The sequence below is a fragment of the Flavobacterium sp. genome (assembly GCF_035195345.1).
Classification (GTDB): Bacteria; Bacteroidota; Bacteroidia; order Flavobacteriales; family Flavobacteriaceae; genus Flavobacterium.
This window is the reverse complement of the sequence record NZ_CP136574.1, coordinates 1,623,870-1,642,466: the sequence shown is the minus strand read 5'-3', so window position 1 is coordinate 1,642,466 and position 18,597 is coordinate 1,623,870. Positions and strand designations below refer to the sequence as shown.

Genomic DNA, 18,597 nt, shown 5'->3' with positions numbered 1-18,597 from the left:
TACTAAATTTCTTTTTGGAACGAATAGCCTAAAATCGTTTCTACTTTTTCACTAGAAATAATTTTGCCTTTCGATTCTGAATCTTCCGCAAAGGTAGGCAATGGCAAATTGAATATTTCAGCTTTTTTATGATAATATGCTTTACGTGTTGGATGCTGAGGTGCGACAGCGTTGAAGGTTTCTCCCCAATTGTCATGCTGTTCCGAAGTTTCGGAATATTTCAGTATCTTTTCAATAATTCCAATGCAATCTTCTCTTTCAATCATATTCACTGGCGCATCTGGATTTTCAACATTGGTTCTTCCTGCCAAAAATTTTATAGGATGACGATTGTCTCCCAGCAAACCACCAAAACGAATTACAGTAGTTTTAAAATGTGAATTTGATTGCAAAAGAGTTTCTGTAATTGCTAATTGTTTTCCGCTTTCGGTATCGGGATTTGGTTTTGTTTCTTCCGTAATTTCAACAATTGGAAAACCATCACCATAAACGGAAGTTGAACTTACAAAAATAACTTTCTGAATGCCCGATTTTTCAATAAACGGAATCAATGTTTTTACTTTATTTACGAATGTCATTTCGTTGGAAGTCGAAATTTCCCTTCTCAACCCTGGTGGAATATCAATCACTAAAACATCGGTTTCTTTCAGAAATTCTTCTATATTTCCAATGATTTGATGTTCTTCCAATTGAATTTGGAAAGACAAAATTCCAGCGTTTTTCAACAGGTCTAACTTACTTTCCGAAGTCGTAGAACCTTTTACTACGTAACCTTTTGCAAGCAATGATTTGGCTAATGGTAAACCAAGCCAGCCACAGCCGAGTATGGAGATTTTTATTCCCATTTGTGTTTTTTTATGTAGGTATTTGTTGGAATGTCGTAATCGTAATAAGTAACATATTTAAAGCCAGCTTTAGTTAAAGCTATTGAATCTGGTTGAATTTCTTCGTTTAAATAAATGTGGCTATTTTCCGGATTTTTTTTATCAAAAACGACATTGAAAAACTTTTTTAAATCTTTCTCACTAAAATTATTTTCATTTGATTCAGAAACAAATCTTTGATTTTTATAATAAAAGTAATATCTCAAATCGCTTGTTTTTCCATGATTCTTAATACTGCTAGTTATGCCAATTGTTTTATCATTATAATTTTTGATTTTATTATTATATTCTTCTTTTTTAAATTTTGAAAAAATCATAATAAATATGAAGAACAATATAATTAGGAGGAAAACAATCTTCCCCTCATTTTCTTTCAAAAAAGTTGAATAACTTTTCTTTTCTCTTTCTTCTTTCATCTATCTTCCTAACTATCTTTCTTCACCAACATATAAAAATCATCTTCCAAAGCACGATATCCTTGGTCGTACAAAAAGAAATAAGTGTTGCCAGTTTTGGTTTGCAACATACTTGTAAAAAACTCAAAATCGAAACCTTTGCTTAGCAATTTGGTTTTGGTGGTTTTTCCTTTGTCTTCTGGGTTGAGTTCACACAAAATGCGATAATTTTTACGCAATTTGTTGTTAATGTTGCGCATCAGATTGTTCTGATCTTTGTTTATTTTGTTGTTGTAAGCATTGCGGCAACCATCCGAACAAAACTTTTTGTCTTCGCGACCAATGATTTTATCGCCACATTCTAAACAGGTTTTACTCATAGTTTACTTCTTAAAATTAAACTTCATTTCTTTACCACTATCTTCAAAAACTACGTAAATATTGATTTCGTTATCCGAAATTTTCTCAAACGTAAATTTATCGAAATACACCTGTGTTGGAGTGATTTTTACCAATCTAAAATCCTCGCTTACTTCCGCTTTTTCCCAGCCTTTTAATTCGCCATCAAAGTGTTTTAGTTGTAACAACAGCGTTTTGTCTTTTTCAATAATGTGTCCCAATTCATAGAAAGCGACTTTTCCATCGACTACTAGTTTGAAGCTAAACATCATCGAATTTCCAATCGGTTCGCTCCAAGTTTCTTGACAAATGCCACCTAAAGCTTCGCCTGTCCAATTGCCTACAATCCATTTTACATCTTGTAAAGTAGCTTTTGGCGATCCTTTTTCATCGTTATAATTCAGAGTGTTTTGTGCAAATGCGCTAAACGAACAAATAAAAAGTAAAAAATAAATACTTTTTTGGAAGAGTGATTTTTTCATCTGTAAAGTCTTATAGTTAAAGCGAATATACAAAAATAATTTCCATTTACAAACGCTTACAAATATTTACAACCGATATTAAATAGCTAATTACCGAATAACGTTTTTTTCTAGCCACATCTTTGCACTGTCGAAATGAACGAATTATTAGTCGCAGTTTTCAGTCACAGTTTTCAGAAAAATTAACAGAATGGATTTCAAAGAATTATTAGCCTATCAAAAAGCTTTTTCATTAGCTATGGAAATTAAAAAAGTATCTGATTCATTTCCAAAAGAAGAAAAATACGCATTAACAGATCAAGTTAGAAGATCATCAAGAAGTGTATGTGCCAATATTGCGGAAGCTTACAGAAAGAGAAGATATATAAATCATTTTATAAGTAAGCTTACTGATTCAGATGGTGAAAATTCTGAAACTTCCGTTTGGTTAGATTTTGCTTTAGAATGTAATTATTTATCAAAGGAACAGCATATTGATATGGTTGTAAAATCCGAAGAAATTGGTAAATTAATTAATTATATGATTTTAAATCCAACAAGATTTGGTTGTAAATTATAAAATTAAACACCTGTGACTGAACACTGCGACTGCGACTAAAAAGTAACATAATTATTAATATTTATACGCCATGAAAAACAGAGTACAATTAATCGGACATGTAGGTCAAGAACCAGAAATCAAAAACTTAGAATCTGGAAGAGTAGCAAACTTCACTATCGCTACGAATGAAAATTACACAAACGCCAAAGGTGAAAAAGTAGAACAAACCGAATGGCACCGCGTTTCCGCTTGGGGAAAAACTGTTGACATCATCGAAAAATTAGTAACCAAAGGAAGCTATGTAGCCATCGAAGGTAAATTAACTCACAGAAGCTACGACGACAAAGACGGAAACAAACGTTACATCACAGAAGTAGTTGCGAATGAATTAGTTTTATTAAACAAGTAAGCAATCTCAAGTTCAAAATTATTTTATAAACACAAACATTAAATATTTATTCGCCATGAAATGAGCATTTTCCTTAGGCTAAAACTTAGAGAAATGCGAATTATATAAAACACTTAAAAACAAATATATAAGCCTTATGAAAAACTCAGTACAATTAATCGGACACGTTGGTCAAGAACCAGAAATCAAAAACCTAGAAGGAGGAAAAAAATTAGCAAACATCAGCATCGCAACAAACGAAGTGTATTACAAAGACAACGGTGACAAAGTAGAACAAACGCAATGGCACCGTGTAACCGCTTGGGGCAAAACGGCTGATATTATCGAACGATTTGTAACCAAAGGCAAAGAAATTGCTATCGAAGGCAAATTAACACACAGAAGTTACGACGACAAAGACGGAAACAAACGTTTTGTTACCGAAGTTGTTGCAAACGAAATTTTGTTAATCGGTAAATAAGGATGTTATGCAAGTTAAAGTATTTTCAATCCGTTTGGATAACGCATTTTTAGAGTACGATCAACAACAATTGAATGCTTTTTTAAATTCGGTTACGTTTAAAAAATCGAGCACACAATTTGTTGAAAGTGAAGAAGCACATTGGTCGGTAATTGTTCATTACGAATCAGAGGAACAAGAAAAACCAGAACGATTAGAGCGAAAATCTTACGAAGATTTGAATCCGAAAGACAAAAAAGTTTATGGTTATTTGAATCAGTGGAGAAACGAAAAATCGGAAGCTTTGAAACTGAAAAAATACATGATTTGTCTCAATTCAGAATTAATCGATTTAGCGCTATACAAGCCAAGCAACTTAGATGAATTACAACAAATTAAAGGTTTCGGAAAACAAAAATCGGAACGATTTGGAGAAGATATTTTAGCAATTTTGAATGCTGTTTAATGGGTAAACCATCGACTTTTGTCGGTGGTTTATTTATTTAATTCTGTTTGTAAAGCTTCTACAAATAATCCCATATGATAGCCGTCAACTAAACCGTGATGCGCCATTACAGCTAAAGACATTGATTTTTTTCCGTTTTCTGTATTTAACTTTCCAAAAGAAACTTTTGGGCAACTATCGTGCAAAGTATAACTTCTTGAATGGGTTAAACCTGTATAATTAATCCAAGGAATAGCAGAAAAATGAATAATATTTTCGGAAAATTCTCTTGTAAATAGTCCAGGTGTAATTTGAATTCTTTCGATTTCCGTTTGGACGATTTTAGCAAATTCGTGAATATCGGAATGAAATTTCATAAACGAAAAACCAAATGTTTTATCATCGCGCATAATGGTTGATGAAGCGTCAATTACGTCATAAAGCATCACATCATTTCCTTCAATTCGATACCTGAAATTTTCCACTTGGTTTACAGCAGCAATCGTTTTGTGTAAATAATAAACAAAAAACGGAATTTGCATAGCTTTTGCCTTTTCATAAGCAATAGTCATATCGATTGGTGTGGTAATCCCAAAAAATGGTTCTTCGAAAGTACAGAAAAATTCAAAATGTTCTTTTCGATTCCAAGTAGAGATGTCTATTTTCTGCTTCATTTTAGTAAGGGTAAGATTTCAGTAATATTGGTAAACGATTTGAAATTATCGTGTTCAATTTCAAAATCAATTTTCTCGTATTCCCAAGTGGTGTGATACGGAATGTGAATCGCATGTCCGCCAATATTTAAAACTGGTAAAACGTCTGATTTTAATGAATTTCCAATCATTAGAAAATCTTGCGCTTTACAATCCAATCGACCTAACATTTTTTCATAATCCAATTCGGCTTTGTCGCTCATGACTTCGATATGATGAAAGTAAGCGCCAATTCCAGAATCGTGTAATTTTCTATGTTGATCTTTTAAATCACCTTTTGTAGCTACAATTAATTTATGACTTCCTTTTAATTGTTCTAAAACTTCAGTTACATTCGGTAATAATTCGACAGGTTTTTGCAGTAAATCTTTCCCAATAGCTAAAATTTGCTCAATTCCTTTTCCCGAAATTTTATGATTCGTCAATTGTAAAGCAGTTTCAATCATCGACAAGGTAAACGCTTTAATTCCGAAACCATACAAAGGCAAATTTTTAACCTGATGATTCAATATCAATCCCAAAATTTCCTGACTTGAAGCATAATCTTGAAACAAAACACAAAAGCGTTCTTGTGCCTCATCGAAATAAGGTTCGTTGTGCCATAAAGTATCGTCGGCGTCGAAAGCGATTATTTTTGGGTTCATATTTTATAATGTTTCAGGGTTGTTTACGTCTTCATTTAGAATAGAATGTTTTAGTAGTTCTTGCATCAGTAGATATACTTTTGAAGAGTTTTTGATTGGAAAAAAATTAGTTTTATCATTATCAGCATTTTCTGCTTCTTCAATTGCTTTTTTTATTCTTTCAGATGTTAAATAACCTCTCGGATAATTTTTTATTTTTAACTCAGTATGTTTTGCTCCTAATTCTGTTTTCATTTCGGAGCTACTATTACTTAATATTTTCTCTCTTTTATCCAAGTGAAAATATAACCAAACTTCAAAACAAATATTGCTTATATATAAGTTTGCATCATTTAATTTGTTGCAATATTCATAAAGCTCATTAAATTGATCTGCAGGATGCTGATCTACATCTAAAACAAATCTAAACTTATCATCTTCACTAGGAGTAACGGAAATATCTTTTGGAGGGTTTTTTATAAAGAAATCTGCTCTCTCAATTAATTTTTTGGGTTGAGAACCAACTATAGTGTCTTTTTCTAATACATGAATAATACTTGCTTTTTCTGGAGGTAAAAATAAATAGTTGAAAAGTTGAAAATAATTCAACTCCTTTTCTCCTTCATATACAACAAAAAATTTGGTAGCATCTTTAAAGGGCTCCCTTTTGTTATAATCATCGATTTTAAATTTCTTTCTTTCCATTTAGTACTGAATTTCTTCTGTAACTAATTTTGAAAAATCTCCTAAAAATGGAATTCCTCCATATCTTCCTTGTAAATAACCTCTTTCTAATACTTTATCTCCCCTTGGATTAAAGTTACTTAATGGGTAAAATTCAGTACTGCCATCTGTCTTTTTCTCCGTAAACCATATTTCATCTCTTCTTAAAAATTCGTCATCTAATAAATGACTTTCATGAGTTGTGAATATTAGTTGACTTTTATTCGTTTTTGATGATGAAAACATTTTTAGCAACTCTTTTGCTAAAAGTGGGTGCATACTTCTTTCTAATTCATCTATTAAGTAAACAATATTACCTTCATGTATTAATTGTTCAAAGACAGGTGATAGTTCGAATAATCTATTAGTGCCATCAGATTCTTCATCAAGATCAAATAAACTATTTGAGTTAAAATGTTTTGTTTTAAGGATTAAAACAAAATACTCGTTATTTTCCTTAATAAAGGCATTATAACTACCTTTTCTAACGAAATGAACAACTGGTCTTAACTTATCATCTGAATTTTCAGGATTATTATTTTCTAAAATATCAATTAATTCATTTTTCAAATCGTTATCGTCATATCCAAAAAACAAATCGGCTTTTGTTTTTTCTGAGACTAAATCTTCAATTCCTGTTTTGCTTTCTAAGAGTAATCTTTTGGTGAATAAATTTGATTTCTGATTCATCAGAATATCTGAGGCATAATCAAAATCAATCGTATCTGGGTTAAAAATTTTGATTTTTTCAAATGAATTAAAAGCTTTATCTAGAATTTTGTTTTCATCAAAAACATTATAGCAGGCATTTAAAACAGTTTGTGTGTCTCTTAGTTCTTTTTTTAAGAATTTTTCAGCGTAAATTAAGTCAGATGACTTTTGAAAATAATCTCCGAAAGTTACATTGCGATTTTCTCTTCTATATAATAGTTCTTCTTTTTCATTATTGATAGAATTGATTAAATACAACCATTCATCTACAATTTTTCCTTTGTAAATTTCAACAGCATAATCAAAATGTTGATCGTCAAATTCAAATTCTATCCTAAATGTTGAAGATTTATTTATATATTTTTCATCTAATCTAAATCTCTTGCTTTGAGGAACTAATAGTTCTACATCACTTACAACAAGAGACTTTAAAAAGGAAATAGCTTTTATTAAATTGCTTTTCCCAGCTGCATTTGCGCCATATATAGCTGCTGTTTTTAAAACTTTGACATTAGATTTTGTTTCAATAACATGTTCAATAAGCTTTCTTGAACCGTTACCTTTACTCTTTAACATGTTGAATTCTGTCTCTTCTTTAAAGGACATGAAGTTACTAACAATAAAACGAATAAGCATATTTTTACGATTTTTTCGTTAAAAAATAAATTATTAGACAAATAAACGTAATTTATCTGTTTAAACAAATAAAAAAATCGATTTTATCGTAAAATTAACTAATCATCGCACCATTAATCACACCTTCCGCATCTGGGTTTACGAAAACTAATTTACCTTCGGCGTTGTTCGTTAATAACAACATACCTTCGCTTTCTACACCACGTAAAGCTCTTGGTGCTAAGTTTACTAAAACGGTTACGCGTTTTCCAACAACTTCTTCCGGTGTAAAATGCTCTGCAATGCCAGAAACAATAGTCCTTACATCAATTCCAGTATCTACTTTTAAAACTAAAAGTTTGTTGGCTTTTGGCATTTTTTCTGCTTCGATGATGGTTCCAATTCGTAAATCTATTTTGGCAAAATCTTCAAACGAAGCTGTTTCTTTTTGTGGTTCAGCTTTTGCGTTTTCCACTTTATTGGCGGTTTTAGTTGCTTCTAATTTGTCTAATTGTTTTTGGATTTCGGAATCTTCAATTTGGGCAAACAAAATTTCAGCTTGACCAATTTGATGTCCTGCTGGCAATAAATCTGTTTTAGTCGTTACATCGTTCCAACCTAATGTATCGATTTTTAAAATATTCGATAATTTTTTAGCGGTAAATGGTAAAAACGGTTCCGATAATACCGCTAAAGCAGAAGCAATTTGTAATGCCACATACATTTGAGTTTGCACTCTTGCTGGATTTTCTTTTACCATTTTCCATGGTTCCTCATCCGCTAAATATTTATTTCCTAAACGCGCTACGTTCATTAATTCACCTAACGCTTCTCTAAATCTGTAACGCTCGATTGAACTTGAAATTACGGCTGGATACGCTTTTAACTCGGCTAATGTTTGCTCGTCAACTTCAGAAAATTCGTTTGGAGCAGGAACAATTCCGTTGTAATATTTATTAGTTAAGACGACCACACGATTGATGAAATTTCCAAAAATCGCCGCTAATTCATTATTATTTCTCGCTTGAAAATCTTTCCAAGTAAAGTCGTTGTCTTTGGTTTCAGGTGCATTTGCAGTTAACGCATAACGCAACGAATCTTGTTTTTCTGGGAAATCTTGTAAATATTCGTGTAACCAAACCGCCCAGTTTTTAGAAGTTGACAATTTGTTTCCTTCCAAATTCAAAAATTCATTTGCTGGAACATTATCTGGTAAAATGTAGCTTCCTTCTGCTTTTAACATCGCTGGGAAAATGATGCAATGGAAAACGATATTATCTTTTCCAATGAAGTGAACCAATTTTGTATCGCCATCTTTCCAATAAGGTTCCCAATCTTTTCCTTCGCGAGCTGCCCATTCTTTAGTAGATGAAATGTAACCAATTGGCGCATCAAACCAAACGTATAATTTTTTTCCTTCCGCTCCTTCTACTGGAACATCTATTCCCCAATCCAAATCACGCGTTACGGCTCTGGGTTCTAAACCACCATCAACCCAAGATTTTACTTGTCCGTAAACATTTGGTTTCCAATCGTTTTTGTGACCTTCTAAAATCCATTCTCTTAAGAACGATTCGTAACGATTTAAAGGTAAAAACCAGTGTTTGGTTGATTTTAAAATCGGAGTTTCTCCTGTAATGGTTGATTTTGGATTAATTAAATCGGTTGCGTTTAAAGTCGAACCACATTTTTCACATTGATCTCCGTAAGCTTCAGGGTTGTCACACTTTGGACAAGTTCCTGTTACAAAACGGTCTGCTAAGAATTGATCCGCTTTTGCATCGTATAATTGTTCGGTAGTTTCTTCGATGAAATCTCCGTTATCGTATAATTTTTTGAAAAATTCCGAAGCTGTTTTATGATGAATTTCCGAAGAAGTTCTCGAATAATTATCAAAAGAAATTCCGAAATCTAAAAACGATTGACGAATAATTCCGTCATATTTATCAATTACTTGTTGGGGCGTAATACCTTCTTTTTTCGCTTTCATTGAAATCGCCACACCGTGCTCGTCGCTTCCGCAAATGAAAGCTACATCTTTTCCTTGCAAACGCAAATATCTTGCATAAATATCAGAAGGAACATAAACACCTGCTAAATGTCCAATATGAATCGGTCCATTCGTATAAGGTAAAGCCGCTGTAATCGTATATCTTTTCGGATTTTCTAACATATCATCATAAAATTTGATGCAAAAATAATCGATTAGTGATGAAATCCCGAATTTTAATTGGATTTTGTTTACTTTTGAGTTAATAAAATCTGACGATGTATAGATTTATTTTAGTACTTATTTTAATTTCAAACTTTTCTCATTCACAAAAGAAAATGAAAATTCCACCTTATCTAAAAAAAGGCGATACAATTGCTATTGTTTGTACCGCTCGTAAATTTTTTCCAGAAGATGCAAAACCTGCTATTGAATTATTAGAATCTTGGGGATTGAAAGTCAAATTAGGCAAAACCATAGGTTTAGATAGTTGTCAACTTGGCGGAACTGATGCCGAAAGAATTGCCGATTTTCAAGAAATGATGGATGACGACAATGTCAAAGCGATTTGGTGCGCTCGTGGGGGTTATGGTACTGTTCGAATTATAGATTCATTAGATTTTACCAAATTCAAAAAGCATCCCAAATGGATTATGGGATTTTCCGATGTAACGGTTTTACATAGTCAATTAAACGTGGAACGCGTTGCAACTTTTCATTCTATAATGCCATTTACGGTTCCAAAAGCACCTGAAGAAGTTAAAGAAACCTTGCGAAAAGCACTTTTTGGAGAAACTATTTCATATACTGTTCCATCAAAACCATATGATGTAAAAGGAAAAGTTTCGGGAGAATTAGTTGGTGGAAACATTTCGATTTTATATAGTTTATTAGGTTCAAAATCCTCGATTGATACCAAAGGTAAAATTCTCTTTATTGAAGATTTAGATGAATATTTGTACCACATTGATAGAATGATGTACAATTTAAAACGCAATGGTTATTTCGAAAATGTCAAGGGAATTATAGTTGGAAGTATGGCCGACATGCACGATAACGAAATTCCGTTTGGACAAAACGAAGTGCAAATTATTACTGAAATTGCAAAAGAACACAACATCCCTATTGCTTTCGAATTCCCAGCCGGACATCAAAAAGATAATCGAACTTTAATTCTCGGAAAACAAGTTGATTTTGAAGTGAACGAAAAAGAAGTAAAACTTCAATTTCATTAAAATTCACATATCGACACATTGAAAATTGACACATTGAAAAATGGCAGAACACAACGATTTAGGTAAATTCGGAGAAGACTTAGCTGTGGATTTCTTAGAAAATAACGGCTATGAAATTTTGGAAACCAATTGGACTTTTGATAAAGCCGAAATAGATATTATTGCTCAAAAAGAAAATATTTTAGCAGTTGTAGAAGTAAAAACGCGTTCAAGTATAGATTTTGGATTACCACAGGAATTTGTTAAACCTAAAAAAATTCAATTATTGGTAAAAGCTATAAATGAATATGTTACTCAACGTGATTTAGAGGTAGAAGTTCGATTTGATATTATAGCCATACATAAAGAGAAACAAGAATTTCTTGTTGAACATATTGAAGAGGCTTTTTATTATTTTTAATGTTATATTTATAACAAATTGTTTTTATCTTTGCACCAACAACATACGTCACTATATTAAAAATGAAAACAATATCTTCAGTAGTAGAGCAATATATTAAATCGAAACCTTTTTTATTGAGTTCACTCTCTCAAGGCATTATCAATTTGACTTCTTTAGCGCGTATTATGATGCCAGAATTAGAAGCACATTTAGGTAAAGATATAAAACAAGGCGCAGTAGTAATGTCGTTAAAAAGACTTTCAGAAGAATTGGATTTTAAAATCAATTATAAAATCTCTAAAGTATTAAAGAATATTGGTGAAATCACTGTGCGATCTTCTCTTACGGATTTTACTTATGTGATTTCAGACACATTATTAGAAAATCAAGCTAAATTAATTTCAGAAATCAACAAGCAACAAGATATTTTTTATACATCATCTCGTGGGGTTAACGAAACAAATATTGTAATTAGCACATCTGTTGAATTACTTATAGAGGCTATTTTTAAAAATGAAAAGTTAACACATAAAATTGAAAACCTTTCTTCAATCACTGTAAAATTGCCGCAAGAAAATATTTCAACACCAGGAATTTATTATTATATTTTTCAAAAATTAGCTTGGGAAGGAATAATTATTCATGAAGTTATTTCTACAACTAATGAATTTACAATTATTGTAAGTGATGATCAAATTGATGTTGCTTTTAAGGTGATAAAAGACCTTAAAAACGTGTTTGATTAACAAAAAGTTGTCAATTTTTTTTCACATCAAAAAAAGAAACGTATTTTTACAATTCTATACATACTAAAAAGTGATTTTAGTAGTTTAAGTACAAAAACGTTTTACATTGAAAAGCACTATAATTAAATACTCTTTTGTTGTTGGTTTTTTCTTTTTTTTGATAGCTTGTTCTGTCAAAAAAGATAGATTTATCAACCGTAATTTTCACGCTGTTACTACAGAATATAATGTACTTTATAACGGCAATATAGCTTTAGATAAAGGGATTGAAGAGCTCAAACTAACCTATAAAGATAACTTTTGGGAAGTATTGCCGGTGGAACGAACTTCTAGCTTAGAAGAATCAACTTTGCCAGATCAACCAAAGAATCAAAATTTTACTCGAGCGGAAGAAAAAGCAGTTAAAGCTATTCAAAAGCATTCCATGAATATAGCTGGAACAGAGAAAAATCCGCAAATGGATGAAGCTTATCTTTTGTTAGCTAAGTCTCGATACTATGAAAATCGTTTCATTCCTTCTTTGGAAGCATTGAATTATATTCTTTACAAATATCCTTTGAGTGATAGAATTTATCATGCCAAGGTTTGGCGCGAAAAAGTTAATATCCGATTAGACAATGAAGATATTGCAATTAAAAATTTGAAAAGACTTTTAAAAGACGATAAAATACAAGGACAAGATTTAGCAGATGCTAACGCAATGTTAGCACAAGCTTATCTAAATATTCAGGTTAAAGATACTGCTATTGCAGCTTTAAAAATAGCAAAAGAAGCAACGAATGATTCTGATGAAAAAGCTAGATATACTTTTATATTAGGTCAGTTGTATGAAACTTTACAGTATAATGATAGTGCTTATGCTTCATTTGAAGAAGTAATTCAAATGAACCGAAAATCGCCTCGTAGATATGTAATCCAGTCCCATGCTAAACAAGCCTTGCAATTTGATTACAAAAAAGGGGATACTTTAGCTTTTACAGAAAAGTTTCATAAACTTTTAGAAGACAGAGAAAATAGAGAATATTTAGATATATTGAACCATCAAATGGGTATATTTTATGATAAACAAGACCTAAATGATAAGGCTATAGCTTTCTATGATAAATCCATAAAATCGCGCTCTCAAGATAAATATTTAGTAGCATCGAATTATCGAAATATTGCTGAAATTTATTTTAAAGAAGCCCAATACAAAAAAGCAGGAAATTATTACGATAGTACATTGGTTAACATGAATGATCGTTCAAGAGAGTTTCGTAAAATCAAGAAAAAAAGAACCAATTTAGAAGATGTTATTAAATATGAGTTTATAGCTCAACAAAACGATAGTATTCTAAATGTTGTGGCAATGAACGAGTCACAAAGAAAAGAATATTATGAAAGTTTTATATCGAAATTAAAAATCGAAGACGAAATCAAAGCCAAATTAGCTACTGAAAAAGCAAAAAAAGAAGCCAATATTCATGCTAGTGGGAATAATATTGCTGCGACTGGCAAAATTAACACATTAGACAAAAAAGATGTGCCAGAGATTGACATGGGATTTGCTCCAGATTTGACTTCAGGCAGTATGAAGCCAGATAAAGGATTAAATAATTTTTACTTTTATAATCCAGTGATGGTAGAATTTGGAAAGAAAGAATTTAAAGACAGATGGGGGAAACGCCCATTATCCGATAATTGGAGACTTTCTGCAAGTACTACGGGTAATGCAAATACTGTAGAAAATGATAGTTTGAATCTTGAACAAAATGAATTAGACAGTATAAAAGAAGCCAATCCTAAGTATGATGTTCAATTTTATTTATCCAAAATTCCAACCAATCAAACACTTTTAGATAGTTTGGCGAAAGATAGAAATTTCGCATATTACCAACTTGGACTTATTTACAAAGAAAAATTTAAAGAAAATGAATTAGCAGCTTCTCGTTTAGAACAATTGCTAAAAAACCAACCCGAAGAACGTTTAGTACTTCCGGCAATGTATAATCTATTTAAAATTTATCAGCAGATTTCTCCGTCAAAAGCTGTTGAGATGAAACAACGCATTTTGTCTCAATATCCAGACAGTCGTTATGCACAAATTATAAAGAATCCAGAAGTTGAAGTAACCGATACAGAAAATCCTGAATTGGTGTTTAATGCCTTGTATAAAAAATTTGAAAACAATCAAGTTAGAGAAGTTTTGGTTGAGGTTGATGAAGCAATCTTTAAATTTACAGGAGAAGAATCGTTGCCAAAATTTGAAATGTTAAAAGCTAAAATTCAAGCCCGATTAAAAGGGGTTGAAGAATACAAAAAAGCATTAAACTATGTTGCTCTAACTTATCCTAATGTTGACGAAGGAAAAGAAGCAGAGAAAACACTTCAAATGGGAATTCCAGTCATAGAAGCGCTTAATTTTGGTTTAGAGCCGCCAACAAGTTATAAAATCATTTTCCCTAAAAAATATCCGTACGATAAAGAGGTTAAAAACCTTTCCGATAAAATTGCGAAATACATTAAAGATACAAATGCTGTGACTTTAAAATCATCTGAAGATATTTATACGCTTACAGATAATTTTCTAGTAATTCATGGTTTCGACACCAAAGATGCAGCGATTTCAGTCTTAGCAGTGTTGCAATTACATAAAAATTATAAAGTAAAAGATAAAGTATATATTGTTTCAACAGAAGATTACAAGATTATACAAATGAAGAAGAAATTAGAAGAATGGATTTTGTTAAATAAATAAACATTAAATACCTACTATTATGTTTGAAAAAGTAAAAAATCAAGATCATTTATTAGGGAAAACCAATAGAATTGTTGACGGAACTACTATTATAGGAAATATTACAACGCAAGCTGATTTTAGATTAGATGGGAAATTAACTGGAAATTTTACTTCAGAAGGTAAAATTGTTATAGGTCCTACTGGCGAGGTAATAGGTGATATAATATGTAAAAGCATAGATGTTGAAGGTGTTTTTTCAGGGAAATTACAATCAGAAGGTATGTTAAATGTAAAGTCAAAAGCACATATAACTGGAGAAGTAATCGTTGGAAAATTAGCCGTTGAGCCTGGCGCACGATTTGAAGCGAGTTGTGAAATGAGAAATTCCTAATTTCGAATTCAACGAATCAAATAAAAAAAATGAGTTAAATGAGGACTCAAACTAAATAATGAATTCTAATAATAAACAATCGAACAAGTGGTTGGCACTAATCAATATCCCATTTCAAATGGGATTGATTATTTTTTTTGGAGTTATGTTGGGACAATGGTTAGATGAAAAATATAAAATTGAAGGTTCTACATTAACGATAATAGTTTCATTGTTAGCTCTTTTTTTAGCATTATATAATGTAATTCAGCAAGTTAATAAATTGAATAAAGATAAATAATGATAAAAAAAATCTCAAAACTTTTAATGGTTTTACTTCCTTTGACTTTTGTTTTATACTTTTGTCAGGAATTTATTTTAAGTAATTTTTTCAATCATTTGGAGTTTAAATTAACAACAATTTCTATTTATTTTTTTCATTTTTTTACGGTTATAGTTTCGTATGTTCTATTAGTTATTGTAAATAAATATTTTTTTCCTCAAACAGGATATGCTTTTTTGGCATTTGGTATTATTAAAATGGGACTTTCGGTTTATTTTCTTACGCCAGTTATACAGTCGAATTTAGCAGATAAGGTGCCAGATGTTTTATCGTTTTTTATACCTTTTTTTATTTATCTGTTTTTAGAAACAATTTTTTCAGTTACATTACTTAATAGTTCAAATTTGAATGATAATCAGTAAACTATATTATTTGATTACTTTTTTTAAAAATTATAATAATATGTTTTCATTTTTTAATTAATAATGTACCTTTGCACAAAATTTAGAGGAAATAAATTTTACTATTATTAGTATAAGTATATGAGAATAGCAAATCGCACAATTCAATTTTTGTTTTCATTATCATTTTTGATTTTACCATTAATGGCTTCTGCAAGCGGAGGACATTCAGAATCAGCTGATAAAGAGTTTAGCGCTACAGAACTTATTAATTCGCACATCGGAGACGCTCACGAGTTTCATATAGCTGATTGGAATGGTCACGCAATTTCGTTGCCATTACCTATTATTTTATGGACAGATAATGGATTAGAGATTTTTTCTGCTTCAGAATTTCATCATGATAACACAGGTCATCATGTAGCTAAAGAAAAATTTGTAAGATATAATGAAGTAATTTTTTATGCTGACAAATTTGAAACATTAAAAGAAGAAGATAAAAGTGCTTTTAATTTTGGGGCACGTCCTTTAGATTTTTCAATCACTAAGAATGTTTTTTCAATGTTAATGTCTGTTATCATTCTTTTAATTTTATTTATAACAGTTGCGCGTTCTTATAAAAAGAACAGCATGGCTCCAAAAGGATTAGCTGGTTTCTTAGAACCATTAGTAATTTTTGTTAGAGATGATATTGCAATTCCTAATATTGGAGAAAAGAAATATGGAAAATACATGCCGTATTTATTAACTATCTTTTTCTTCATTTGGATTAATAACTTAATTGGTTTAATTCCTTTCTTCCCATTTAGTTCTAACTTAACTGGAAATATTTACTTTACTTTTGTAATGGCATTTATTACATTTTTGATTACAACTTTAAGTGCAAACAAAGCATATTGGGGACACATTTTTGCACCACCAGTGCCAAAAGCATTGTATCCAATTATGTGGCCAGTTGAAATTATTGGGATGTTTACAAAACCATTCGCATTAATGATTCGTTTATTCGCTAACATTACTGCAGGTCACATTATTATTTTGAGTTTAATTTCATTGATATATATATTCAAAACAGTTGCAATTGCTCCGGTTTCAGGTGCTTTCGTATTGTTTATGAGTGTTTTAGAAATGTTAGTTGCTGCTTTACAAGCGTATGTATTTACTTTGTTATCTGCATTATTTATTGGTCAGGCTGTTGAAGAGCACGACTATCACTAGAATTGAGTTTTATTAATTATTAACTATATAAATATTTTATTATGGTATTAGCTGGAATCGGTGCTGGATTAGCTGTTATTGGAGCTGGAATCGGTATTGGAAAAATTGGTGGATCTGCTATGGACGCTATGGCAAGACAACCAGAAGTTGCTGGTAAAATTCAAACTGCAATGATTATTGCTGCTGCTCTTATCGAGGGTGTTGCTTTATTCGCTGTTGTAGTTGCATTAATTGCAAAGTAATTAAAGATAAACTTCTTACAGCGGTTGGCTGTAAGAAGTTTTTATTAAGAAACTAAATTAACAATATAGATATATGAACTTTACTTCACCAGAAAGCTTAGTATTTTGGACAACCTTAATTTTCGTTGTATTTTTTCTTTTAATGAGAAAATTTGCATGGAAACCTATTTTAGGAGCAGTTAAAGGAAGAGAAGACTCTATTAACAACGCTTTATTAGCAGCTGAAAATGCTAAAAAAGATATGTTAAACTTGAAGTCTGATAATGAAAAATTATTAGCTGAAGCAAGAGCTGAAAGAGACTTGATGATGAAAGAAGCAAGAGAAATCAAAGAAAAAATGATTGCTGATGCTAAATCTGAAGCGCAAGCTCAAGGCGAAAAAATGATTGAATCGGCAAAAGCTTCAATCGAAAGTGAGAAAAATGCAGCTATGGCAGAATTGAAAAATCAAGTTTCTTCTTTGTCATTAGAAATTGCTGAGACATTATTAAAAGGAGAATTATCTAACAAAGAAGCTCAAACTAAATTGGTTGAGAAAATGTTAGGTGACGCTAAATTAAATTAATATCATGGCAGGAACTAGAGCAGCAATTCGATACGCTAAAGCCATTTTGGACATTGCCCAAGTGAACAACAGCACACAAGCTGTAAATTCTGATATGACTTCAATTGTTAACGCAATTAAAGACAGCGCTGAATTAAAAGATTTCTTGCAAAGTCCAATTGTTAAAGGTGAAATTAAATTTTCTTCTTTAAACGAAATTTTTGCTTCTGCTCAAAAAGAGACAAAAGGATTATTTCAATTGCTTTTAGTAAACAAAAGATTTGAATTATTAAACGATGTTGCTTTACAGTTCAATGCTTTATACGATGAACTTAACGGAATTGAGATTGCAAAGGTAACTACCGCTTTCCCAATTACTCCAGAGTTAGAATCTAAAGTATTGGCAAAAATTGCATCGTTTTCAAATAAAAATATTACCATTCAAAATATTGTAGATCCTGCTATCATTGGTGGATTTATTTTAAGAATGGGCGACAAACAATACAATGCATCTGTGTCAAGCAGACTGCAAAATTTAAAAAGAGAGTTTAGTAATTAATTATTTTTGTCAAATGAAAAAAGTTTTACTATTCTTTTTGATGTTATTTTCTGTTTTAAGTTACTCTCAAAAGTTTAAATTTAAGAACCAAGAAGTAATTGTAGATGGTAGCACATGGTTAAAATATGATGGTTGTGGTGGATTTGATTCCTTTTGTTCGCTTGTAAATACCACTAATGGAGACGAAATTATTTTTATAAAAGTGATTCGCGTTTCTGGGGTTGAAGCAAGAATACCATCAAACCCGGATGGAGATTTAGTTTATTGGGAAGTTTCTTTTTTAGGTTTGAACAAAAAAATTGAATTAAAAAAATCTTCTAAATCAATTGTTGAATTACTTTATAAATCTAAAGTAATTAATGAAGATCAAACTTTAAATGAAGAAAAAGTTAATTTGCTTATTGAAAAGTATGGAACTGAATTTTCAGATAGATTAAATAAATCAAATAATGGTCAAACCATTATTATCAATAATAATCAAGAGCCAAAGAAATCTGGCATAAATATTAATATAGGAGGATAATAATTA

The 18,597-nt window shown here is 31.0% G+C and carries 25 protein-coding genes; 16 read left to right on the top strand and 9 right to left on the bottom strand.

Features of this window, described 5'->3' with window-relative positions:
* Positions 1-2: 2 nt before the first annotated feature.
* From RSE15_RS07950 to RSE15_RS07935, 4 genes are read right to left on the bottom strand one after another with little or no spacing between them, the layout of a single operon-like run.
* Complete coding sequence (locus tag RSE15_RS07950; protein WP_324067310.1) at positions 3-845, bottom strand: SDR family oxidoreductase; 843 nt, start codon at positions 843-845, stop codon at positions 3-5.
* A complete protein-coding gene (locus tag RSE15_RS07945) occupies positions 836-1,261 on the bottom strand; it encodes a hypothetical protein (RefSeq protein ID WP_324067308.1) in 426 nt (141 codons plus the stop codon). Before RSE15_RS07945 ends, RSE15_RS07950 begins: the two co-directional genes overlap by 10 nt.
* Before the next feature lie 47 nt (positions 1,262-1,308).
* Positions 1,309-1,659, bottom strand: a complete 351-nt coding sequence (locus tag RSE15_RS07940) for a hypothetical protein (protein ID WP_324067305.1) — start codon at positions 1,657-1,659, stop codon at positions 1,309-1,311.
* A gap of 3 nt (positions 1,660-1,662) precedes the next feature.
* Positions 1,663-2,160 (bottom strand): DUF6265 family protein, encoded by a 498-nt coding sequence (locus RSE15_RS07935; protein WP_324067304.1) that lies wholly within the window; start codon positions 2,158-2,160, stop codon positions 1,663-1,665.
* 190 nt (positions 2,161-2,350) lie between these two features.
* Between RSE15_RS07935 and RSE15_RS07930 the strand changes: the two genes are divergently transcribed.
* The 4 genes from RSE15_RS07930 to RSE15_RS07915 all read left to right on the top strand — a co-directional run bounded on the left by RSE15_RS07930 (position 2,351) and on the right by RSE15_RS07915 (position 4,015).
* A complete protein-coding gene (locus RSE15_RS07930; protein WP_008255617.1) occupies positions 2,351-2,719 on the top strand; it encodes a four helix bundle protein in 369 nt (122 codons plus the stop codon).
* Positions 2,720-2,789: 70 nt separating this feature from the next.
* Positions 2,790-3,110 carry a single-stranded DNA-binding protein gene (locus RSE15_RS07925; RefSeq protein WP_324067302.1) on the top strand — a complete coding sequence of 107 codons (321 nt, stop codon included), beginning with the start codon at positions 2,790-2,792 and terminating at the stop codon, positions 3,108-3,110.
* Between the two features lie 136 nt (positions 3,111-3,246).
* The gene (locus RSE15_RS07920; RefSeq protein WP_133608852.1) at positions 3,247-3,570 is read left to right on the top strand and encodes a single-stranded DNA-binding protein; all 324 of its coding nucleotides are present in this window, start codon (positions 3,247-3,249) and stop codon (positions 3,568-3,570) included.
* Positions 3,571-3,577: 7 nt separating this feature from the next.
* Positions 3,578-4,015 carry an HRDC domain-containing protein gene (locus RSE15_RS07915; protein ID WP_324067300.1) on the top strand — a complete coding sequence of 146 codons (438 nt, stop codon included), beginning with the start codon at positions 3,578-3,580 and terminating at the stop codon, positions 4,013-4,015.
* Between the two features lie 29 nt (positions 4,016-4,044).
* Here RSE15_RS07915 and RSE15_RS07910 read toward each other — a convergent pair whose 3' ends face one another.
* The 5 genes from RSE15_RS07910 to metG form a co-directional block, all read right to left on the bottom strand.
* Positions 4,045-4,668 (bottom strand): CatA-like O-acetyltransferase, encoded by a 624-nt coding sequence (locus tag RSE15_RS07910; RefSeq protein WP_324067298.1) that lies wholly within the window; start codon positions 4,666-4,668, stop codon positions 4,045-4,047.
* Positions 4,665-5,351, bottom strand: coding sequence for an HAD family hydrolase (locus tag RSE15_RS07905; RefSeq protein ID WP_324067296.1), 687 nt, complete (start codon positions 5,349-5,351; stop codon positions 4,665-4,667). Before RSE15_RS07905 ends, RSE15_RS07910 begins: the two co-directional genes overlap by 4 nt.
* 3 nt (positions 5,352-5,354) lie before the next feature.
* Positions 5,355-6,035, bottom strand: a complete 681-nt coding sequence (locus RSE15_RS07900; RefSeq protein ID WP_324067294.1) for an RloB family protein — start codon at positions 6,033-6,035, stop codon at positions 5,355-5,357.
* Entirely contained in the window at positions 6,036-7,400 is a 1,365-nt protein-coding gene (locus tag RSE15_RS07895) for an AAA family ATPase (protein ID WP_416380756.1), read from the bottom strand.
* Between the two features lie 94 nt (positions 7,401-7,494).
* Positions 7,495-9,552 carry a methionine--tRNA ligase gene (gene metG, locus RSE15_RS07890; RefSeq protein WP_324067291.1) on the bottom strand — a complete coding sequence of 686 codons (2,058 nt, stop codon included), beginning with the start codon at positions 9,550-9,552 and terminating at the stop codon, positions 7,495-7,497.
* Positions 9,553-9,707: 155 nt separating this feature from the next.
* Here metG and RSE15_RS07885 point away from each other — a divergent pair, with 155 nt between their 5' ends.
* The 12 genes from RSE15_RS07885 (at position 9,708) to RSE15_RS07830 (ending at position 18,591) form a co-directional block, all read left to right on the top strand.
* On the top strand, positions 9,708-10,604 hold the full coding sequence (locus RSE15_RS07885) for a S66 peptidase family protein (protein WP_324067289.1): 897 nt from the start codon (positions 9,708-9,710) through the stop codon (positions 10,602-10,604).
* 40 nt (positions 10,605-10,644) lie between these two features.
* Positions 10,645-11,004: a YraN family protein gene (locus RSE15_RS07880; RefSeq protein ID WP_324067287.1), complete on the top strand. Its 360-nt coding sequence runs from the start codon at positions 10,645-10,647 to the stop codon at positions 11,002-11,004.
* A 62-nt stretch (positions 11,005-11,066) separates the two neighbouring features.
* A complete protein-coding gene (locus RSE15_RS07875; RefSeq protein WP_324067285.1) occupies positions 11,067-11,732 on the top strand; it encodes an aspartate kinase in 666 nt (221 codons plus the stop codon).
* Between the two features lie 106 nt (positions 11,733-11,838).
* Positions 11,839-14,469, top strand: coding sequence for a type IX secretion system periplasmic lipoprotein PorW/SprE (locus RSE15_RS07870; protein WP_324067283.1), 2,631 nt, complete (start codon positions 11,839-11,841; stop codon positions 14,467-14,469).
* Positions 14,470-14,488: 19 nt separating this feature from the next.
* On the top strand, positions 14,489-14,842 hold the full coding sequence (locus RSE15_RS07865) for a bactofilin family protein (protein WP_324067281.1): 354 nt from the start codon (positions 14,489-14,491) through the stop codon (positions 14,840-14,842).
* 58 nt (positions 14,843-14,900) lie between these two features.
* On the top strand, positions 14,901-15,122 hold the full coding sequence (locus tag RSE15_RS07860; protein WP_324067279.1) for an AtpZ/AtpI family protein: 222 nt from the start codon (positions 14,901-14,903) through the stop codon (positions 15,120-15,122).
* A complete protein-coding gene (locus RSE15_RS07855) occupies positions 15,122-15,526 on the top strand; it encodes a DUF6168 family protein (RefSeq protein WP_324067277.1) in 405 nt (134 codons plus the stop codon). The genes RSE15_RS07860 and RSE15_RS07855 overlap by 1 nt, the downstream gene beginning before the upstream one ends.
* 120 nt (positions 15,527-15,646) lie before the next feature.
* Positions 15,647-16,723 (top strand): F0F1 ATP synthase subunit A, encoded by a 1,077-nt coding sequence (gene atpB, locus RSE15_RS07850; protein WP_416380755.1) that lies wholly within the window; start codon positions 15,647-15,649, stop codon positions 16,721-16,723.
* A gap of 41 nt (positions 16,724-16,764) precedes the next feature.
* Positions 16,765-16,965, top strand: a complete 201-nt coding sequence (atpE, locus tag RSE15_RS07845) for an ATP synthase F0 subunit C (RefSeq protein ID WP_026717725.1) — start codon at positions 16,765-16,767, stop codon at positions 16,963-16,965.
* Positions 16,966-17,038: 73 nt separating this feature from the next.
* Complete coding sequence (locus RSE15_RS07840) at positions 17,039-17,530, top strand: F0F1 ATP synthase subunit B (protein ID WP_153207230.1); 492 nt, start codon at positions 17,039-17,041, stop codon at positions 17,528-17,530.
* A gap of 4 nt (positions 17,531-17,534) precedes the next feature.
* The gene (gene atpH / locus RSE15_RS07835; RefSeq protein ID WP_324067275.1) at positions 17,535-18,068 is read left to right on the top strand and encodes an ATP synthase F1 subunit delta; all 534 of its coding nucleotides are present in this window, start codon (positions 17,535-17,537) and stop codon (positions 18,066-18,068) included.
* A gap of 13 nt (positions 18,069-18,081) precedes the next feature.
* A complete protein-coding gene (locus RSE15_RS07830) occupies positions 18,082-18,591 on the top strand; it encodes a hypothetical protein (RefSeq protein WP_324067272.1) in 510 nt (169 codons plus the stop codon).
* The last annotated feature ends 6 nt before the right edge of the window (positions 18,592-18,597 follow it).

Coding starts and splice junctions, on each gene's coding strand:
- atpB (WP_416380755.1), top strand. CDS start 15,647: ATGAGAATAGCAAATCGCACAATTCAATTTTTGTTTTCATTATCATTT.
- RSE15_RS07830 (WP_324067272.1), top strand. CDS start 18,082: ATGAAAAAAGTTTTACTATTCTTTTTGATGTTATTTTCTGTTTTAAGT.
- RSE15_RS07900 (WP_324067294.1), bottom strand. CDS start 6,035: ATGGAAAGAAAGAAATTTAAAATCGATGATTATAACAAAAGGGAGCCC.
- RSE15_RS07910 (WP_324067298.1), bottom strand. CDS start 4,668: ATGAAGCAGAAAATAGACATCTCTACTTGGAATCGAAAAGAACATTTT.
- RSE15_RS07930 (WP_008255617.1), top strand. CDS start 2,351: ATGGATTTCAAAGAATTATTAGCCTATCAAAAAGCTTTTTCATTAGCT.
- RSE15_RS07940 (WP_324067305.1), bottom strand. CDS start 1,659: ATGAGTAAAACCTGTTTAGAATGTGGCGATAAAATCATTGGTCGCGAA.
- RSE15_RS07915 (WP_324067300.1), top strand. CDS start 3,578: ATGCAAGTTAAAGTATTTTCAATCCGTTTGGATAACGCATTTTTAGAG.
- metG (WP_324067291.1), bottom strand. CDS start 9,552: ATGTTAGAAAATCCGAAAAGATATACGATTACAGCGGCTTTACCTTAT.
- RSE15_RS07880 (WP_324067287.1), top strand. CDS start 10,645: ATGGCAGAACACAACGATTTAGGTAAATTCGGAGAAGACTTAGCTGTG.
- RSE15_RS07855 (WP_324067277.1), top strand. CDS start 15,122: ATGATAAAAAAAATCTCAAAACTTTTAATGGTTTTACTTCCTTTGACT.
- RSE15_RS07860 (WP_324067279.1), top strand. CDS start 14,901: ATGAATTCTAATAATAAACAATCGAACAAGTGGTTGGCACTAATCAAT.
- atpH (WP_324067275.1), top strand. CDS start 17,535: ATGGCAGGAACTAGAGCAGCAATTCGATACGCTAAAGCCATTTTGGAC.
- RSE15_RS07840 (WP_153207230.1), top strand. CDS start 17,039: ATGAACTTTACTTCACCAGAAAGCTTAGTATTTTGGACAACCTTAATT.
- atpE (WP_026717725.1), top strand. CDS start 16,765: ATGGTATTAGCTGGAATCGGTGCTGGATTAGCTGTTATTGGAGCTGGA.
- RSE15_RS07905 (WP_324067296.1), bottom strand. CDS start 5,351: ATGAACCCAAAAATAATCGCTTTCGACGCCGACGATACTTTATGGCAC.
- RSE15_RS07925 (WP_324067302.1), top strand. CDS start 2,790: ATGAAAAACAGAGTACAATTAATCGGACATGTAGGTCAAGAACCAGAA.
- RSE15_RS07885 (WP_324067289.1), top strand. CDS start 9,708: ATGAAAATTCCACCTTATCTAAAAAAAGGCGATACAATTGCTATTGTT.
- RSE15_RS07895 (WP_416380756.1), bottom strand. CDS start 7,400: ATGCTTATTCGTTTTATTGTTAGTAACTTCATGTCCTTTAAAGAAGAG.
- RSE15_RS07875 (WP_324067285.1), top strand. CDS start 11,067: ATGAAAACAATATCTTCAGTAGTAGAGCAATATATTAAATCGAAACCT.
- RSE15_RS07920 (WP_133608852.1), top strand. CDS start 3,247: ATGAAAAACTCAGTACAATTAATCGGACACGTTGGTCAAGAACCAGAA.
- RSE15_RS07865 (WP_324067281.1), top strand. CDS start 14,489: ATGTTTGAAAAAGTAAAAAATCAAGATCATTTATTAGGGAAAACCAAT.
- RSE15_RS07950 (WP_324067310.1), bottom strand. CDS start 845: ATGGGAATAAAAATCTCCATACTCGGCTGTGGCTGGCTTGGTTTACCA.
- RSE15_RS07935 (WP_324067304.1), bottom strand. CDS start 2,160: ATGAAAAAATCACTCTTCCAAAAAAGTATTTATTTTTTACTTTTTATT.